Source organism: Micromonospora sp. CNZ322 (assembly GCF_007827755.1).
On the sequence record NZ_VITD01000003.1, the window covers coordinates 108,985 to 125,359 of the forward strand.

Genomic DNA, 16,375 nt, shown 5'->3' on the forward strand with positions numbered 1-16,375 from the left:
CCCTGTCAGAAGGCGCAGGCGATGACCAACTCCGGGGTACGGCCCGGGAGCAGGTCGAGTTTGCCGATCCGGCCCGCCGCCCGTAGGTCGTCGGCGACCAGCGTGAGCTGCTCCAGCAGCGCCGCCGGGCCGAGCGCCTCCGCCAACGGCACCTCCGCCTTCATCGACAGCTTCCGCTCCGACTTGGCCCGTCGCACCTGGCTCAACGCGTCACCGGCGAGCCGCAGCAGCGCAGGCTCACCCGAGCCCTCGATCGTCCGGGCCACCTCGTAGGTGGTGGGCCACGGCGCCTGGTGCACCGAGCCGTACCGCCACCACGACCAGACCTCCTCGGTCACGTACGGCAGCACCGGGGCGAACAACCGCAGCTGCACCGACAGCGCCGAGGCCAGCGCCGCCCGCGCGGAGTCGGCCAACGCGCCGGTGCCGTAGGCCCGCTCCTTGACCAGCTCTATGTAGTCGTCGCAGAACCGCCAGAAGAACGCCTCGGTGACCTGCAGGGCCGCCGTGTGGTCGTACGAGTCGAAGGCGGCGCCCGCGGCGGTGACCACGGTGGCCAGCTCGGCGAGCATGGCCCGGTCCAGTGGGGTGGTGGCCGACAGCTCCAGGTCGCGGCGTGGCGTCAGACGCGCCGAGCTGGAGTTGTCGTACGGGGCGCGCAACGCCTCCGCAGCGCCCAGCCCGAGCGCGAACTTGGACGCGTTGAGCAGTTTGGTGGCCAGTCGCCGGCCGACCTTGATCTGCGCCGGGTCGAAGGCCAGGTCCATACCGGGCTTGCCGCTGGCCGCCCAGTAGCGCACCGCGTCCGAGCCGTGCTGCTCCAACAGGGCCAGCGGGGTGACCACGTTTCCCTTGGACTTGGCCATCTTCTTGTGGTCGGGGTCGAGGATCCAGCCCGAGAGCACTGTGTCCCGCCAGGGCAGCACCCCGTGCTCGAAGTGCGAGCGGATCACGCTGTCGAAGAGCCAGGTCCGGATGATCTCCTGCCCCTGCGGGCGGAGGTCCATCGGGAAGACCCGGGCGAACAGGTCCGGGTCGGTCTCCCAGCCACCGACGATCTGCGGGGTCACCGAGGACGTGGCCCAGGTGTCCAGCACGTCCGGGTCGCCGATGAAACCGCCGGGTTGACCGCGTTGCGACTCGTCGTATCCGGGTGCCGGATCGCTGGATGGATCGACCGGCAGCGCGGACTCGTCCGGCGTGAGAGGGTGGGACCAGTCCGGCTCGCCAGTGTCGTCGAGCCGGTACCACACCGGCACCGGCACGCCGAAGAAGCGTTGACGGCTGACCAGCCAGTCCCCGTTGAGGCCGCCCACCCAGTTGTCGTAGCGGTGTTTCATGTGCGCCGGCACCCAGTGCAACTGCTCGCCCCTGCCGAGCAGCGTGGCTCGCAGCGCCTCGTCCCGGCCGCCGTTGCGCAGATACCACTGTCGAGTCGAGACGATCTCCAGTGGCCGGTCGCCGCGTTCATAGAACTTGACCGGGTGGGTGATCGGGCGCGGCTCGCCGATCAGGTCACCGGCGTCGGCCAGCATCCCGACGATCTCCCGGCGGGCGCCGTTGACGGTCTGCCCGGCCAGCGCCGCGTACGGCTGGGCCGGCACCCCGTGCGGCGGCTCGGGGAGCAACCGACCGTCCCGGCCGATCACCACCCGGGTGTCCAGTCCCAGCTCACGCCACCAGGTTACGTCGGTCAGGTCACCGAAGGTGCAGACCATCGCGACGCCGGTGCCCTTGCCGGGCTCGGCGAGGGGATGGGCGTACACGGGCACCTCGACGTCGAACAGCGGGCTGCGCACGGTGCCGCCCACCAGGTCGGCGTACCGCTCGTCGTCGGGGTGGCAGACCAGCGCCACACAGGCCGGTAGCAGCTCGGGCCGGGTGGTGTCGATGAGCACCTCACGCCCGTCGGCCGCGGTGAACCGCAACCGGTGGTACGCCCCGGGGCGCTCCCGGTCCTCCAACTCCGCCTGGGCGACAGCGGTGGCGAAGCCGACATCCCAGAGGGTCGGCGCCTCCGACTGGTACGCCTCGCCGCGGCGCAGGTTGCGGACGAACGCCCGTTGGCTGGCGGTCCGGGCGATCCGGCCGATGGTCGTGTACGTCAGGGACCAGTCCACCGAGAGCCCGAGCCGCCGCCACAGCGCCTCGAAGGCCTGCTCGTCGGTGACAGTCAGCCGTTCGCACAGCTCGATGAAGTTGCGCCGGGAGATCGGGGTGGGGTCGCGGCGGGCCGCGTCGTCGACCGGAGCCGCCGGTGGCCGCCACACCGGGTCGTACGGCAGTGCCGGATCGCAGCGCACCCCGTACACGTTCTGCGCCCGACGCTCGGTGGGCAGCCCGTTGTCGTCCCAGCCCATCGGGTAGAAGACGGCCTTGCCGCGCATCCGCTGGTACCGCGCCGTGGTGTCGGTGTGGGTGTACGAGAAGACGTGCCCCATGTGCAACTCGCCCGATACGGTCGGCGGCGGGGTGTCGATCGAGAACACGTCGCTCCGCTGCTTCGAGCGGTCGAACGCGTACGTGCCTTCCTCCTGCCAGCGGCGTGCCCAGCTCTCCTCGAGCCCGTCCAGGGTCGGACGCTCGGGAACGCCGGCGCGGGCCGTCCTCGCCGTATCGGTCATCCTGCGATCGTAGGCACGTAGCGGGTGCGGGGCGACGTAGTTGCGGCCGAACACACCGGCCGGCGGTTGTGGCCGCGACGGGGTGGCCCGGCTAGATCAGCGAGTCACGCCACTGGCGGTGCAGGGCGGCGTACCGGCCGTCGGCCTCGGCGAGCACGGCGGGTGGGCCGTCCTCGACGACCCTTCCGCCGTCGAGGACGAGCACCCGGTCGACGGTCTCCACTGTGGAGAGACGGTGTGCGATCACCAGTGCGGTGCGGTCGCGCAGGATGGTGCCGAGTGCCCGCTGTACCAGACGTTCCGTCGGCACGTCCAGCGACGACGTCGCCTCGTCCAGGATGAGCACTGTCGGGTCGGCCAGGAACGCGCGGGCGAACGCGACCAGCTGCCGCTGCCCGGCGGAGAGCCGGCCGCCGCGCCGGTGCACCTGAGTGGCGTACCCCTCGGGTAGTGCGGCGATGAAGTCGTGCGCGCCGATCGCCCGCGCGGCGGCCTGGACGGCGGCGTCGTCGGCCCCCGGGCGACCGAACCGGATGTTCTCCGCGACGGTTCCGCTGAACAGGTGGTTCTCCTGCGTCACCAGCACCACCGCGCGGCGCAGGTCGGCGTCGCGTACGTCGCGCAGGTCGACCCCGTCCAACCGGACCGTGCCGGTGTCGGGGTCGTGGAACCGGGCGACAAGCTTCGCGATCGTCGACTTGCCCGCCCCGGTGGGGCCGATCAGCGCCACGGTCTGCCCGGCCGGCACTGTCAACTCCAGCCGGCAGAGAATCGGGGTGTCGGCCCGGTAGCCGAAGCCGACCGAGCGGAAGATCAATTCACCACGGCCGGGACCGGTCGGCAGCGGTGTGGGCCGGGCCGGTTCGGCGACGGCCGGTCGTTCGTCGAGCACCCCGGCCAGCTTCTCCAGTGCGGCGGTGGCCGACTGCAACGAGTTGTAGAACTGGCTCAGCTCCTGCATCGGCTCGAAGAAGCGGCGCAGGTAGAGCAGGAACGCTGCGAGCACACCGATCTCGGTCTGCCCGCCGAGCACCCGCCAACCGCCGTAGCAGAGCACCACCGCCACGGTTACGTTGCCGATCAGCTTGATCGCGGGCGAATACGTGGCGATCAGCCGGAACGCGTGCAGGCTGCTCCGCCGGTAGTCGTCGCCGAGCGCCACGAAGATCCGTTGGTTGCGAGGCTCCCGGCGGAACGCCTGCACCGCCCGGATGCCCCGCATCGACTCGACGAAGTGCACGATGACCAGCGCGACCGCGTCCCGGGTCCGTCGGTACGCGCTGGCCGACGACCGGGCGAACCAGCGGGAGAGCCAGAACAGGAAAGGGAAGGCGAACAGCGTCACGGCCGCCAGCGGCAGGTCCAGCCAGAGCAGGATGGCGGCCACCGACAGGATCGAAAGCCCGGCCAGCACCAGGCTGTCGATCCCACCGTCGACCAGCTCGGCGATCGAGTCCAGGTCACTGGTGAGCCGGGAGACCATCCGGCCGGACGTGTACCGCTCGTGGAAGCCCACCGACAGCCGCAGGAAGTGCCCGAACACCCGCTGCCGCAGGTCGAGCAGGACGGCCTGGCCGATCCGGGCGGAGAGGGTGAGGAAGCCGCGGCGGGCCGCGTACTCGGTCACCGCGGCCACCGCGAACGCCCCGGCAACGGTGACCAGCGGGCCGGCGTCGCCAGCGCGCAACGGCGGGATGGCCCGGTCGATGCCGATCATGACCAGGTACGGGCCGGCCATCGCGGCGGCGTTCTGGGCCAGCAGCAGCGCGACCGCCGCGGCGAGACGCCTCCGATGCGGCCGGAGCAGGCCGCCCAGCAGGGTGCGGCTGAGCCGGCGCAGCCGGACCACGGCCTCGGGGCTGGTGTCCTCGGCTCGACTGCGGTCAGCCTCAGGGTCGGTGGCGGTTCCGCGCCAGCGGGTGAGCTCGGGCTCCTCCTCGGGAGGTGGGTCGGCCTGCTCCGGCACGCTCACGAACGCACCAGCCCCCACCCGTCCGAAGGGGACGAACTCGGGCCGCTGGCCCCAGCCGGCGGTGGGCGCCCGGCGGGCGGCTCGGCGGCGAGCAGTGCCCGGTACGCCGGAACGGTGGCCAGCAGGTCGGAGTGCCGGCCGGTCGCTGTAATCCGCCCGTCCTCCAGCAGGGCGACCCGGTCGGCCAGCGCGATCGTCGACGGCCGGTGCACCACCAGCAGCGCGGTGCTGTCGCGCAGGACCCGCCGTAGCGCCGCTTCGACCAGGGCCTCGGTGTGCACGTCGAGGGCGGAGAGCGGGTCGTCCAGCACCAGCACCGCCGGTCGGCCGAGCACGGCCCGTGCCAACGCGAGCCGTTGCCGTTGCCCGCCGGAGAGGGACAACCCCTGCTCGCCCACCCGGGTCGCCAACCCCCACGGCAGGTCGTACGCGAAGTCGGCCTGGGCCAGCGCGAGGGCCGCCTGGATCTCGTCGTCACCGGCGTCCGGGCGACCTAGGGTGAGGTTCTCCCGCACCGACATGGAGAAGAGGGTGGGCTCCTCGAACGCCACGCCGACCAGCCGGCGCAGCGAGGCCAGCCGCAGCTCGCGCAGGTCGTGCCCGTCCAGGGTGATCCGGCCGGTGGTCACGTCGTGCAGCCGGGGCACCAGGGAGAGCAGCGTGCTCTTGCCGGAGCCGGTGGCGCCGACCAGGGCCAGCGTCTCGCCCGGCTCGATGGTCAGGTCGATCTCGCGCAGCACCCCCGTGGTGGCACCCGGATAGCTGAACGCGACCCGCTCGAAGCGCAGCCGACCGTGCACCGCGTTGCGCGGCAACGCGACCGCGCCGGCAGAATCCACGATCTCCGGTGGAGTGTCCAGCACCTCCTGGATCCGGTCGGCTGCGGTGGCCGCCTCCTGACCGTTGGCGATGATCCAACCCAGCGACTGCACCGGCCAGATGAGCATCAGTTGGAGACTGACGAACGCGACCAGCTCGCCGATGGTGAGCGCGCCCTGCGCGGCGGCGGCCGCCCCAGCCGCCAGCACCACGCCAAGGGTCACGTTGGGCACCAGGTCGAGCAGCGCCGAGGTGTTCGCCAGCAGCCGCCCCTTGCCGACGCCCGTGTCGTGCAGCCGGCGGGCCGCACCGGCGAAGCGAGCGGCCAGCTCGGGCCCCCGCCCGTACGCCTTCATGGTGCGCAGGCCCTGCGCTGTCTCCTCGACCAGCGTCGCCACGTCGCCCTGCTGATCCTGCATCCGGCGGGACGCGGCGTGGTAGTGCCGGCCGAACCGGCGACTGATCAGCAGCAGCGGCACCGCGCTGGCCGCGACCAGCACCCCGAGCGTCGGGTGCAGGTTGATCAGCAGCACCACCACGACCACGTACGTGGTCAGGTTGAGCACCAGGAAGAAGACGCCGAAGGAGAGAAACCGGCGAATCACCGACAGGTCGCTGGTGATCCGGGAGAGCAACTGGCCGGACTGCCACCGGTCGTGGAAGCTGGTTGGCAGCCGTTGCAGGTGGGCGTAGACGTCGGCGCGCAGCGCCGCCTCCATGCCCACCGCCGAGGACGACTGCACCCACCGGCGGATGAAGATGAGCACCGCCTCGACGACGCCGAGCAGCAGCGCCAGACCGCCGAGTTGGAGCAGCCCGGCCGGTTCGTGTCGGGCCACCGGCCCGTCCACGACCCGCTGCACGACCAGTGGTACGGCGATCCCGGCCGCGGTGCCGGCGAGGCCCGCGACGAGCAGCCAGGCGAACTCGGCGGCGTACGGGCGCAGGTAGGGGCGCAGCCGCCAGAGGTTGTGCACGGGGTGGGTGCCCGCGGCGGCCCGGGCGGCCGGGTCGCCGTCGCTCTCCACAGGCACTACCCGACGGTAGCGTCAATGAGTGTCGATGCTCCTGTCAGCTTGTTGTCAAGCGTCGCTCATGACCGAGAAGCCACTTCTTCACGTCCAGCCCCCAGCGGTAGCCACCGAGCGTGCCGTCGGTGCGAAGAACCCGGTGGCAGGGCACGAAGAGGGCTGCCGCGTTCCGGGCGCAGGCGGCCGCGGCGGCCCGCACCGCCGGTGGTCGACCGGCCAGCGCGGCGTACCCGGTGTAGGTGACCGGGGTGCCCGGCGGCACCTCGCGCAGCACCTGCCAGGCATGCGCCATGAACTCTCCACCGGTGCGTTGACGCACCGGCACCGCATCGATGGCGGCGAGGTCACCGTCCAGGTAGGAGTGGACCGCCGCACTGACCGGGCCGAGGTCGGCCCGCTCGCGTAGCGGTGCCCGCAGGGCCGGGTGGACCAGGGGCAGCAGCGCCGCCGGTTCCGGGGTGAAGCCGGCGGCCCGTACGTCACCGTCGGGGCCGGCGAGGATGCTCAGTGGGCCGGCCGGTGTGCTCAGTACGGTGCTGTCGATGTTCATGCCGCTCTCCAGAGTCTGATCGTGGCGTAGGACCGCCAGGGACGCCAACGCTCGGCGTACCTGTCGAGGGTTGGTTGGGTGTCGGGCAGGCCGAGTGCGGCGGCGCCGCGCCGGACCGCGAGGTCGGAGCTGAGGAGGACGTCCGGGTCGCCGAAGGCGCGCATGGCCAGGTAGTTGGCGGTCCACGGGCCGATGCCGGGGAGCGCGAGCAGCCGCCGAACGACCTCCCCCCGGTCCGTCCCAGCGGCGAGGTCGACAGACCCGTCCACCACGGCCCGCGCCAACCCCCGCAATGCCTCCCGCCGCCCCACAGGCATCCCGAACCCCGAGTCCGGCAGGCCCAAAAGATCCTCCGCGCTCAAAAACCCCCGCAGCTCACCCCCCTGCGGCCCCCCACCCCGTTGATCGTGAAGTTGTTGTCCCGACACGCCGTCGTCGGTGGCAACAACTTCATGATCAACGCGAGAGTGGGCGGTCAGGAGGCGGGTGAGGGTTGTTCTTGCGGAGGTCACCGAGACCTGTTGGCCGATGATGGCGCGGACGGCCTGCTCGAAACCGTCGACGGCGCGAGGGACGCGGATGCCGGGTTCGGCGGCGACCACCGGGGCCAGCGCCGGGTCGGCGGCCAGCGTCGCGTCGATGGCCGCCGGGTCCGCGTCCAGGTCGAGCAACCGGCGGCAGCGGGCCACCGCCGGTGCCAGGTCGCGCAGGTCGGCGAGCCGCAACGTCGCCGCCACGTGTCCGTCCGCCGGGGTCAGCGCCACCTGGCCGGTGCCGTGGGGCAACCGCAGACCCCGGTGGTACGCCCCGTCGCGGACCGCCTCTACACCGGGCAACGCCCGCACCGCGAGGAAGTCCAGCAGCGCCCGGGCGTGCAGCGGCGGGCGGTACGCCAGCCGGAGCGCGATGGTCCCCGCCCCGGGCGGCGCCTGCTGGCGGCCACGGGCCGTGCGCAGGTCCGACGGGGCGCTCGCGTACACCTCGCGAAGCGTGTCGTTGAACTGCCGCACGCTGCCGAAGCCGGCGGCGAACGCGATCTCGGCCATCGCCAGGTCGGTCGTCTCGATCAGGATCCGGGCGGTCTGGGCGCGTTGGGCCCGAGCCAGCGCGAGCGGCCCGGCACCCATCTCGGCGCTCAGCATCCGGTGCAGGTGGCGCTCGGTGTAGCCCAGCCGGGAGGCCAACCCCGGTACGCCGTCCCGGTCGACAACCCCGTCGGCGATGAGCCGCATCGCCCGACCGACCACGTCCGCGCGGACGTCCCAGAGCGGGGAGCCGGGCGCGGCGTCCGGCCGGCAGCGACGGCAGGCGCGCAGCCCGGCGCCCTGCGCGGCGGCGGCGGACGGGAAGAATCGGACGTTCTGCCGCTTCGGTGTGATCGCCGGGCAGGACGGCCGGCAGTAGATCCCGGTGGACGTTACACCGGTGTAGAACCAGCCGTCGAACCGCTGGTCACGGCTGTCCACGGCCCGGTAACACCGCTCGAAGTCCATCTCCATGTCACCGATGATGCCCCGCTCGACCGGTCATCGGCTGGCGGGAATCGGACCTGGGTGTGCGCGCCGAGCCTCCGGTCAGCGGCGGCGTCGGTGCGGCTGACCGGACCGGCCGGCGCGGGAGCCCTGACTGGTTCGGTCGGCCTGGCCGGTGCGGCCCGACTGGTTGCCCTGACCGGCGCGGTTGGCCTGGCCGGTCAGCAGGGCCGATCGGAACACGCCGTCCGGGTCGTACCGCTTCCACAGCCGCCGGACCCGGGCCCCGGTCTGGCCGGGGTAGATCCGGGCGAACGCGGCCGGGTCCGGCCGGCTCTCGAAGTTGACGTACGCGCCGTCGGCGCGTGCGCCGGCGGCCCGCCAGGCGGCGTTCAACGCGGCGTCGGCCTGCGGCGGAAACACCGAGGCCACGATCAGCGTGTCCTGGTGACGATGCGGGTACGCGGTCGCGTCGGAAGCGACGTCGTTGACCGCCCCACCCAACGAGCGGAGCTGGATCACCGCCCGCCCCGGCCCGGTCACCGCTCGCGTCACGGCCCGCGCCCCGGCGTCGTCCAGCGCGGTGAACAGACCGTTGGTGGTCGTGCCACTCTGCTGCCCGACGTTGGGGTTGAGGTGCGCGGTCGGTACCAGCGTCGGGTAGGGCAGCAGGTCGGTCCGGTGTTCGAGCACCTTGCCGATGGCGAGCAGCGGCTCCACCGCCGGCCGGGCCCGGCGCAGGCTCTCGGCGGCCACCACGGCGGTGATGGACATGAGGACCGACCGACCCTCGGCGTACACCACGGCGGCCGCTGACAGCTCCCGTGGGGCCTGCGCGAGGTAGCTCGTCCACTCCCGGACGGTGCGACCGTCCGGATGCGCCTCGACGACCAACTGCGCGACACCGACGTTGCGCTGCTCGGCCGCCTCGATCTCGAAGGCCACCACGATCCCCGCCCCGGCCCCGGCCCCGCGGACCAGCCAGAACAGCTCCGGCTCGTGGTCGGCGTCAGCGCGTACCAGCGTCCCGTCCGCCAGCACCACCTCGACGGCGCGGACCCTGTCGATGGTGAGGCCGTGGGCGCGGGCCAGCCAGCCGACACCACCGCCGGTGGCCAGGCCGCCGACGCCGACACCGCCGTAGTCACCCGAGCTGATCACCAGGCCGTACGGGGCCAGCGCCTTCGCGACGTTCGCCCAGCGGGCCCCGGCCTCGACCCGGACCAGCCCGGCCCGCTCGTCGATTACCTGGACCCGGTTGAGCATGGAGAGGTCGATGACCACGCCGCCGTTGTTGGAGGAGGCCCCGGAGAGGCCGTGCCCGCCGCTGCGGACGGCGATGGGCAGCCGCTGCTCCCGCGCGTAGCGGAGCGCGTCGACCACCTGCGCGGTGGTCTTCGGCAGCAGCACGGCAGCCGGCGACGCCGACCTGGTGTACGTCGAGCGCAGGTTCGCGTACCGGCGGTCGCCGGGCGTGACGATCTGCCCCCGGAGGGAGTCGGGCACCCGGGCCATGGCGGTGCTCATCGTTGCCCCCGCAGCTCGCACCGCGGGTGTCCGGGATCGGTCATGGCCCAAGAATGAGCGGGCGTGCCGGCCTCGACAAATTCGGTGGACCAATGCCCGCTGGTCGCCCCAGCGCGCGACGCTCGCCGGTACGGGGAGCGCCGCGCGAAGGTGACCGGAATCTCCTGGGTTGACCGGTCAGGCCGGGGCGGAAGAACCACCGACCTGACCGGTGATGCTCAACGTGACGGGCTCGGCGTGACAGTCGGCCGTCCCGGCACACCGGGCGGGCCCAGCGGAGTCGTCGGGGTTGGTGAGACAGTCGGTCGGCCCGGTACACCGGGCGGGCCCGGCGGAGTCGCCGGGCTCGGCTTGACAGTCGGTTGGCCCGGGACGCCGGGCGGGCCCGGCGTGATCGACGGGTTCGTTTCCGCGCCCCCGGGGCTCGGCTCGACCGTCGGCACCGCGGTGGGCGCGGACGGGGTGGGTTCGGGTGGGCTGGGCACTGCCGCCGGACCGGCCGGGCTGGGCACGGCCGGGGGAGGTCCGTCCGAGCCGGTCGCGGCCAGGGCGAGCGGGGTGGCGATCAGGATCGCCGCCAGGGTGCTCACCGCCCCCACCGCCACCGTGGCGCGACGTCTGTTGCGCACCCGCCGTTCCGCTCGGCTCAACTGGTCATGCACGATCGGTGCCTCCTCGGCCAGGTCGGTGAGGGTGGAGCGGATGAGGTGCTCGAAGGGTTCGGTCATCGCCGTACCTCCAGCATGTCGACGTCCGGCAGCAGGTCGCGTAGTCGCTTCACCGCTCGATGGGTACGGCTGCGCACGGTGCCCACCGAGCAGCCCAGCAACTCGGCCACCCGGGCTTCGGGCAGGTCCTCGTAGTAGCGGAGGACCACCACCGCCCGCTGCGTCGGTGGCAGGTGGCGCAGCGCGGCCCGCATCGCCAACCGCACGTCGGAGCCGCCGCTCGGGTCGCCGCCGACCGGTTCGTCCGCCGGGTTGAGCGGTGTCTCCCGCCACCGGCGAAGTCGCCGCCACCAGCTGATCTGCTCGCGGTACATCACCACCCGCAGGTAGCCCTCGGGATCGGCGTGCCGGATGGTGCCCCACTTCGGGATGGTCCGCGCCAACGCCGACTGGAACAGGTCCTCGGCGGCGTTGCGGTCCCCGGTCAACAGGTACGCGACCCGCATCAGCGCCGGAGTCCGGCTGCCGACGAACTCGGCCAGCCGCGCGCGCTCGTCCTCGTCCACCCACCACCCCCGTTTCGTTGTCACAGATACAGACGTCCCAGGTCATCGTCGCTATCCACGATCGGTGGGGTTTTTCGGCCCGAAAGTGTCGGTCGTGCCGGGTAGCGTCCGGCCACCAACTGAAGAAGGGGTGCGGCGGATGACGAGCGTGGCGGGTTGGGCGGCGGCGTCGACAGCGGGTGCGTTCCCGCCGCTGCCCCGCGCGGTGGCGCAGTCCTTCTACCGCCGGATGCGGGCTGTCGCGCCGGCCGCCGTGGGCGCCATCGAACGGGACCGGGCGGGCGACCCCGAGCAGAGCTTCCCCGACACGGCCTGCGGCCGGTTGGCCGGCTCCCTCGACGACGCGGGCCTGCGGGCGCTCGGGATGTGGACGCACCACTGGTGCATGCGCTTCTACGACGACGACACGAGGGTCGGCCGGCGGTTGATCCGCGAGATCGCCGCGCGGTCGGGGCTGGGTTGGACGGCCGACGAGGTGCGCTGGATGCTGCGCGAGTCGGTCTCGGCCGGCCCGGCCGCCGCCGACCGGTTCACCCTGCCCCGCGCCGCCGCCGGGCAACTGACGCCGGCCGACCGTCGAGCCCTGGGTCGTTGGCCCGAGGTCGAGGTGCCCCGCCAACGGCGGCCCGACCAGGCTGGTTGATCATGAGGCTGGCGGGGCCCGACCGCCACCCGCGGGTGGCGGTCGGGCCCCGCACCGAGCAAACCGGAGACCGGCTACGGCAGGATGGACGCCGCACGGCCCCCGACGGAAGGACGCTTCGATGCCCGCCAGCGAACCGACCATCATCGCCACCAGCATGGGCTTCTTCCGGGGCGACCGCGGGCCCTACGACCTGCGCCCCAGCCCGGTCTTCGAGCTGGCGGCCGAGTTGGCCGAGGCCGGCCCGCAGCCGCGGGTCTGCTACCTCGGGCAGGCCGTCGGCGACCAGCCCACCTCGCTGACCGCCGTCTACGGCGCGTTCGCCGACACCCGGTTTCGGCTGTCACACCTCGCCCTGTTCCCGATGCCGAACGTCGAGGACGTCCGCGCCCACCTGCTCGCCCAGGACGTGATCTGGGTCGGCGGCGGCAGCGTGGCCAACCTGGTCGCGGTGTGGCGGGTGCACGGGCTCGACGAGATCCTGCACGAGTGCTGGCAGGCCGGCGTGGTGCTGGCCGGCGTGTCCGCCGGCTCGATCTGCTGGCATGTCGGCGGTGCCACCGACAGCTTCGGCCCCCGGCTACGCGGCTTCACCGAGGGCCTGGGCTGGCTGCCGTATGGCAACGGGGTGCACTACGACAGCGAGGGCCAGCGCCGCCCGCTCATGCACGAGCTGGTCGGTGACGGCACGCTCCCCACCAGCCACTGCACCGACGACGGCGTCGGCCTGGTCTACCGGGGCACCCGGCTGGTCGAGGCGATCGCGGACCGCGAGGGCGTCTCGGCGTACGAGGTCAGCCGCGGCGCGGACGGCAGCGTCCGGGAGGCGGTCATCGCCCCCCGCCTGCTCGGCTGAGCGTCACGCCTCGTCGACGGCCTGTCGGCGGCGGAGCACCGCGTCGAAGACCTCCGCCAGTTCGGCGGCGTCCTCCCCGGCGTGGTGCGTGTGCGGCAGGTCGTGCAGGCCCAGCTCGTGCCTGATGGTGCCCTTGCGGGTCCGGACCCACTCGCTGCCGGTCAACCCCATCCAGTAGCTGCGGAGATCAACACCGGAGCCGGTCGCACCGAACGGGCTGTGCCCGACGAAGCGGACGAAGTACCAGTGCACGAACATGCCGTCCCAGACGGCCGGGGCGGCGAGGAAGACCGGACGGCCGACCCGGCGCAGCCCGTTGACCCAGGCCGCCGCGGCGGACATCGCCTCCTGCGCGGTGGGTGCCTCCCGCAGCAGCCGGTCCCGGTCCAGGCCCGAGACGGCCAGCGCCGCCGGGACGAACTCGTCGGAGATGGGACGCAGCTCGGTGTAGAAGGTGAGGTCCGGGCGGCCGGCCACGGCCATGCCCAGCGAGATCATGCTGTACGGCCCGGGGATCGGCCCGTCCGCCTCCACATCGACGGCGATGTACAGCTCAGGCAATGTCGAGGTCATCTCACCTCCAGCAGCGGAACATCGAACCGGGAGATTAGCAACGCCTGCCGCCGTGCGGGGGAAGCGACGATCGACCACCTGCGCAGTGCCGAATCGGAGCCGCCTGGACCGGCCCGGCCGGGACCGGCGTAAGCTGGCCCGTCGTGAGTCTCACCATCGGCATCGTCGGCCTGCCCAACGTCGGCAAGAGCACGCTTTTCAACGCGTTGACCAAGAACGACGTGCTGGCGGCGAACTACCCGTTCGCCACCATCGAGCCCAACGTCGGCGTGGTCGGGCTGCCCGACGAGCGGCTGGGCAAGTTGGCCGAGATCTTCTCCTCGCAGAAGGTGCTGCCGGCCCCGGTGTCGTTCGTCGACATCGCCGGCCTGGTCCGCGGCGCGTCGAAGGGGCAGGGCCGGGGCAACGCCTTCCTGGCCAACATCCGGGACGCCTCGGCGATCTGCCAGGTCGTCCGGGCCTTCTCCGACCCGAACGTGGTGCACGTCGACGGCAAGATCTCCCCGGCCGACGACATCGAGACGATCAACACCGAGCTGATCCTCGCTGACCTGCAGACCCTGGACAAGGCGCTGCCCCGGTTGGAGAAGGAGGCCAAGCTCCGCAAGGACCGGGCCGCCGCCGTCGCCGCCGCGAAGGCCGCGATCGAGGTGCTCGACGGTGGCACCACCCTCTACTCCGGGGCCGCCGCCGCCAAGATCGAGCTGGAGCACCTGCGCGAGCTGCACCTGCTCACCACCAAGCCCTTCCTGTACGTCTTCAACGTCGACGAGGCCGAGCTGGCCAACGAGACGTTCCTCGACGAGCTGCGCGCCCTGGTCGCCCCCGCCGAGGCCATCTTCATGGACGCCAAGATTGAGTCTGAGCTGGTGGACCTGCCCGAGGAGGAGGCCCGCGAGCTGCTGGAGTCGATCGGACAGAACGAGCCCGGCCTCAACCAGCTCGTCCGGGTCGGCTTCCGCACCCTCGGCCTCCAGACGTACCTCACGGCTGGCCCCAAGGAAGCGCGCGCCTGGACCGTCCCGGTCGGCGCCACCGCGCCGGAGGCCGCGGGCGTCATCCACAGCGACTTCCAGCGCGGCTTCATCAAGGCCGAGGTGGTCTCGTACCACGACCTGGTCGAGCACGGTTCGATGGCGGCGGCCAAGGCGGCGGGCAAGGTCCGCATCGAGGGCAAGGAGTACGTCATGCAGGACGGCGACGTGGTGGAGTTCCGCTTCAACGTCTGAACCTCTCCTGTAGTCGCGGGTCAGGCGGTTGGGGGAGATCGGCGAGTCGGTCGCGCGAGGCCGACCGACTCGGACGTTCGCCGGCAGGTAGGGTGCGTGCGTTTGTGCGCGGCCGAAGACCTGGAGGAGCGACGTGGGCGCGAAGACAGCCCTGCTGGCATTCGCCGATGGAGATCTGCGTCCCGCGTTGTACGGCGCGACGCGATCGGAGCTGTCCGAGACCGAAACGCTGGTACGTCAGATCCATCCGGGGCGCGTCGTGGAGCCCTTCGGCGAGAGCACGCTGTTCGACGGCATCTACCCACCAGATGACATCACGTACGCCACGAAGCTGGCCGGGGCCGAGCTGTACTGCGACCGGCGACTGGTGCTCGACCGTCCGTCCGAGCTGCCGGAGCACCTGCGCGAAGCGGGAGCGGGCAGGCGGATCATCATGCACGGGATGCACTCGGTTGTGGACTGGCTCAGTTTCGCGGTCTGGGAAGACGGCCTGCTCATCAGGTCGCTGAGCCTGTCGCCCGACGGGGGCATCCGGGAGAACATCGGCAAGCCGTACGACTTCGAGCTGCCCTACTGGGCAGGCGAGCATCCTGTTGAGCCTGTACCGGGGTGGCCCAACCAAGCACCGTACCCATTGCCGTTCCATCCCCTCGCGCTGGGCGAGCAAGCATTGCGCGCGCTGTTCGGCTTCGTCGTCGAGGGGCACCCCGAGTCGGACGACATCGACGCCGAAGCTGTTCACCTGCACGGCTTCCGCGTGACCGACCCGTCCGGCGAGGAACAGGCCGCGCGTGAAGCCGCATACGCGCAGGCACGGCGGGCCATGAGGTCGCCGCGGAGGTTCCGGTTGGGACCGGACGGGGCCATGCACGAGGTCAGCCTCGGGAGCTCCTGATTCGCCTGTCCCTCGGCCGGCAGAGTGTCACCCATCAAGTGCTAGCCGTAGTCTCGTTCGCACGATGCGTACAGAGAGAGAACCGCTAGACGGCCGGATGCCACGAGAGCTCGCTCGTCGGTGGACAGCTTCCAGTTATCAAACGGTTCGCGGTCACGTTGGTACCGGTACACCACCACCCGGCAGTTACCGCTCGCCTTGCTGGCTCCTTCACCCTCAAGGAGTCGGTCCCAAACTGCGACGGATCCATCCGTGGGTTGAAGGGTGAGCGCAGGGCCTGAAAAGACCCGTGCTGGATCGGTGTGGCCGGGGCCGATGTAGAAGTACTCCAGGTTGCAGTTGCAGTTGCCCTGACCGCCCTGACCCACTTGCCGGTACGCGGGATCCATCTGCACCTGATCCAGATACCGGTGCGCATGCTTTGGGCCGTCCGGGAGCAGCACAAGTGCGCCAAGGCAGCACAGGAGCCCTACCACCGAAGAGCCGGCTAGGACGCAACCAATGATGATCCCGGCCGCCTTGCGCTGGCTCATGATTGGCCCCTTCGTGCTCGGAGCAGGCAGGCTACCAATCCACTGGTCAATTGCTCGCCGGCTGGTGCACAGCTCGTGGGCGTTCGGGTTTGCGAGCCTTGAACCGGGCGATCGGTTTGACACTGGTGCGGGCTACCTCGGTGACGAGTTGGTCGCCGTCGTGGACGCGGACGGTGATGTCGGCGGCTTCGACGGTGAGCGTTGCTCCGAAGTGGACGAGGCCAACATGGATACGTTGGCCGGCGATGACCAGGGATCCCTGGCAGCTGGCGCGGCGGTCAACCCGTACCGGTTCTGAACTTGGGGTGGGCCGTGGTCCGGCGGTGGGCGTCGTGGATACGGGCGATCTTCGTAGCGCTGAGCGGGCTGGGCAGGCTGCACAGTAGGACCCGTCGGGCGGTGATCCGCACGAGGCCG

Annotated in this window: 14 protein-coding genes; 5 read left to right on the top strand and 9 right to left on the bottom strand. The window is 71.7% G+C overall.

The features are described 5' to 3' along the window. Positions 1 to 5: 5 nt before the first annotated feature. From valS to FB453_RS09120, 8 genes are all read right to left on the bottom strand, one after another. Positions 6 to 2,624, bottom strand: a complete 2,619-nt coding sequence (gene valS, locus FB453_RS09085; protein ID WP_145789098.1) for a valine--tRNA ligase — start codon at positions 2,622 to 2,624, stop codon at positions 6 to 8. 91 nt (positions 2,625 to 2,715) lie between these two features. Then, positions 2,716 to 4,596 carry an ABC transporter ATP-binding protein gene (locus FB453_RS09090; protein WP_145789101.1) on the bottom strand — a complete coding sequence of 627 codons (1,881 nt, stop codon included), beginning with the start codon at positions 4,594 to 4,596 and terminating at the stop codon, positions 2,716 to 2,718. After that, on the bottom strand, positions 4,593 to 6,449 hold the full coding sequence (locus FB453_RS09095) for an ABC transporter ATP-binding protein (RefSeq protein ID WP_145789103.1): 1,857 nt from the start codon (positions 6,447 to 6,449) through the stop codon (positions 4,593 to 4,595). The genes FB453_RS09090 and FB453_RS09095 overlap by 4 nt, the downstream gene beginning before the upstream one ends. Before the next feature lie 37 nt (positions 6,450 to 6,486). Further along, complete coding sequence (locus tag FB453_RS09100; RefSeq protein WP_145789105.1) at positions 6,487 to 6,996, bottom strand: methylated-DNA--[protein]-cysteine S-methyltransferase; 510 nt, start codon at positions 6,994 to 6,996, stop codon at positions 6,487 to 6,489. Continuing rightward, complete coding sequence (locus FB453_RS09105; RefSeq protein ID WP_145789107.1) at positions 6,993 to 8,495, bottom strand: DNA-3-methyladenine glycosylase 2; 1,503 nt, start codon at positions 8,493 to 8,495, stop codon at positions 6,993 to 6,995. Before FB453_RS09105 ends, FB453_RS09100 begins: the two co-directional genes overlap by 4 nt. Before the next feature lie 75 nt (positions 8,496 to 8,570). Beyond that, on the bottom strand, positions 8,571 to 9,995 hold the full coding sequence (locus FB453_RS09110) for an FAD-binding oxidoreductase (protein ID WP_145789109.1): 1,425 nt from the start codon (positions 9,993 to 9,995) through the stop codon (positions 8,571 to 8,573). A gap of 218 nt (positions 9,996 to 10,213) precedes the next feature. Beyond that, on the bottom strand, positions 10,214 to 10,723 hold the full coding sequence (locus FB453_RS09115) for a hypothetical protein (protein ID WP_145789111.1): 510 nt from the start codon (positions 10,721 to 10,723) through the stop codon (positions 10,214 to 10,216). Next, positions 10,720 to 11,229: a SigE family RNA polymerase sigma factor gene (locus FB453_RS09120; protein ID WP_112583752.1), complete on the bottom strand. Its 510-nt coding sequence runs from the start codon at positions 11,227 to 11,229 to the stop codon at positions 10,720 to 10,722. The genes FB453_RS09115 and FB453_RS09120 overlap by 4 nt, the downstream gene beginning before the upstream one ends. A gap of 139 nt (positions 11,230 to 11,368) precedes the next feature. On the opposite strand from FB453_RS09120, the gene FB453_RS09125 reads away from it, so the two are divergent. Next, positions 11,369 to 11,872: a hypothetical protein gene (locus tag FB453_RS09125; RefSeq protein WP_486480218.1), complete on the top strand. Its 504-nt coding sequence runs from the start codon at positions 11,369 to 11,371 to the stop codon at positions 11,870 to 11,872. A gap of 121 nt (positions 11,873 to 11,993) precedes the next feature. Further along, entirely contained in the window at positions 11,994 to 12,728 is a 735-nt protein-coding gene (locus tag FB453_RS09130) for a peptidase E (RefSeq protein WP_145789113.1), read from the top strand. A gap of 3 nt (positions 12,729 to 12,731) precedes the next feature. Here FB453_RS09130 and FB453_RS09135 read toward each other — a convergent pair whose 3' ends face one another. Then, entirely contained in the window at positions 12,732 to 13,301 is a 570-nt protein-coding gene (locus tag FB453_RS09135; protein WP_145789115.1) for an exonuclease, read from the bottom strand. Between the two features lie 143 nt (positions 13,302 to 13,444). Between FB453_RS09135 and ychF the strand changes: the two genes are divergently transcribed. The 3 genes from ychF to FB453_RS34105 all read left to right on the top strand — a co-directional run bounded on the left by ychF (position 13,445) and on the right by FB453_RS34105 (position 16,256). Beyond that, a complete protein-coding gene (ychF, locus tag FB453_RS09140) occupies positions 13,445 to 14,530 on the top strand; it encodes a redox-regulated ATPase YchF (protein WP_091406282.1) in 1,086 nt (361 codons plus the stop codon). Positions 14,531 to 14,663: 133 nt separating this feature from the next. After that, positions 14,664 to 15,425, top strand: a complete 762-nt coding sequence (locus FB453_RS09145) for a DUF6928 family protein (protein ID WP_145789117.1) — start codon at positions 14,664 to 14,666, stop codon at positions 15,423 to 15,425. 501 nt (positions 15,426 to 15,926) lie between these two features. Continuing rightward, a complete protein-coding gene (locus FB453_RS34105) occupies positions 15,927 to 16,256 on the top strand; it encodes a hypothetical protein (RefSeq protein ID WP_186718169.1) in 330 nt (109 codons plus the stop codon). Positions 16,257 to 16,375 lie beyond the last annotated feature (119 nt).

What these genes read in the sequence shown, in the direction of transcription:
- FB453_RS34105 (WP_186718169.1), top strand. Translation starts at nt 15,927, where the DNA reads ATGATGATCCCGGCCGCCTTGCGCTGGCTCATGATTGGCCCCTTCGTG.
- FB453_RS09115 (WP_145789111.1), bottom strand. Translation starts at nt 10,723, where the DNA reads ATGACCGAACCCTTCGAGCACCTCATCCGCTCCACCCTCACCGACCTG.
- FB453_RS09125 (WP_486480218.1), top strand. Translation starts at nt 11,369, where the DNA reads ATGACGAGCGTGGCGGGTTGGGCGGCGGCGTCGACAGCGGGTGCGTTC.
- FB453_RS09135 (WP_145789115.1), bottom strand. Translation starts at nt 13,301, where the DNA reads ATGACCTCGACATTGCCTGAGCTGTACATCGCCGTCGATGTGGAGGCG.
- FB453_RS09105 (WP_145789107.1), bottom strand. Translation starts at nt 8,495, where the DNA reads ATGGAGATGGACTTCGAGCGGTGTTACCGGGCCGTGGACAGCCGTGAC.
- FB453_RS09130 (WP_145789113.1), top strand. Translation starts at nt 11,994, where the DNA reads ATGCCCGCCAGCGAACCGACCATCATCGCCACCAGCATGGGCTTCTTC.
- valS (WP_145789098.1), bottom strand. Translation starts at nt 2,624, where the DNA reads ATGACCGATACGGCGAGGACGGCCCGCGCCGGCGTTCCCGAGCGTCCG.
- FB453_RS09100 (WP_145789105.1), bottom strand. Translation starts at nt 6,996, where the DNA reads ATGAACATCGACAGCACCGTACTGAGCACACCGGCCGGCCCACTGAGC.
- FB453_RS09110 (WP_145789109.1), bottom strand. Translation starts at nt 9,995, where the DNA reads ATGAGCACCGCCATGGCCCGGGTGCCCGACTCCCTCCGGGGGCAGATC.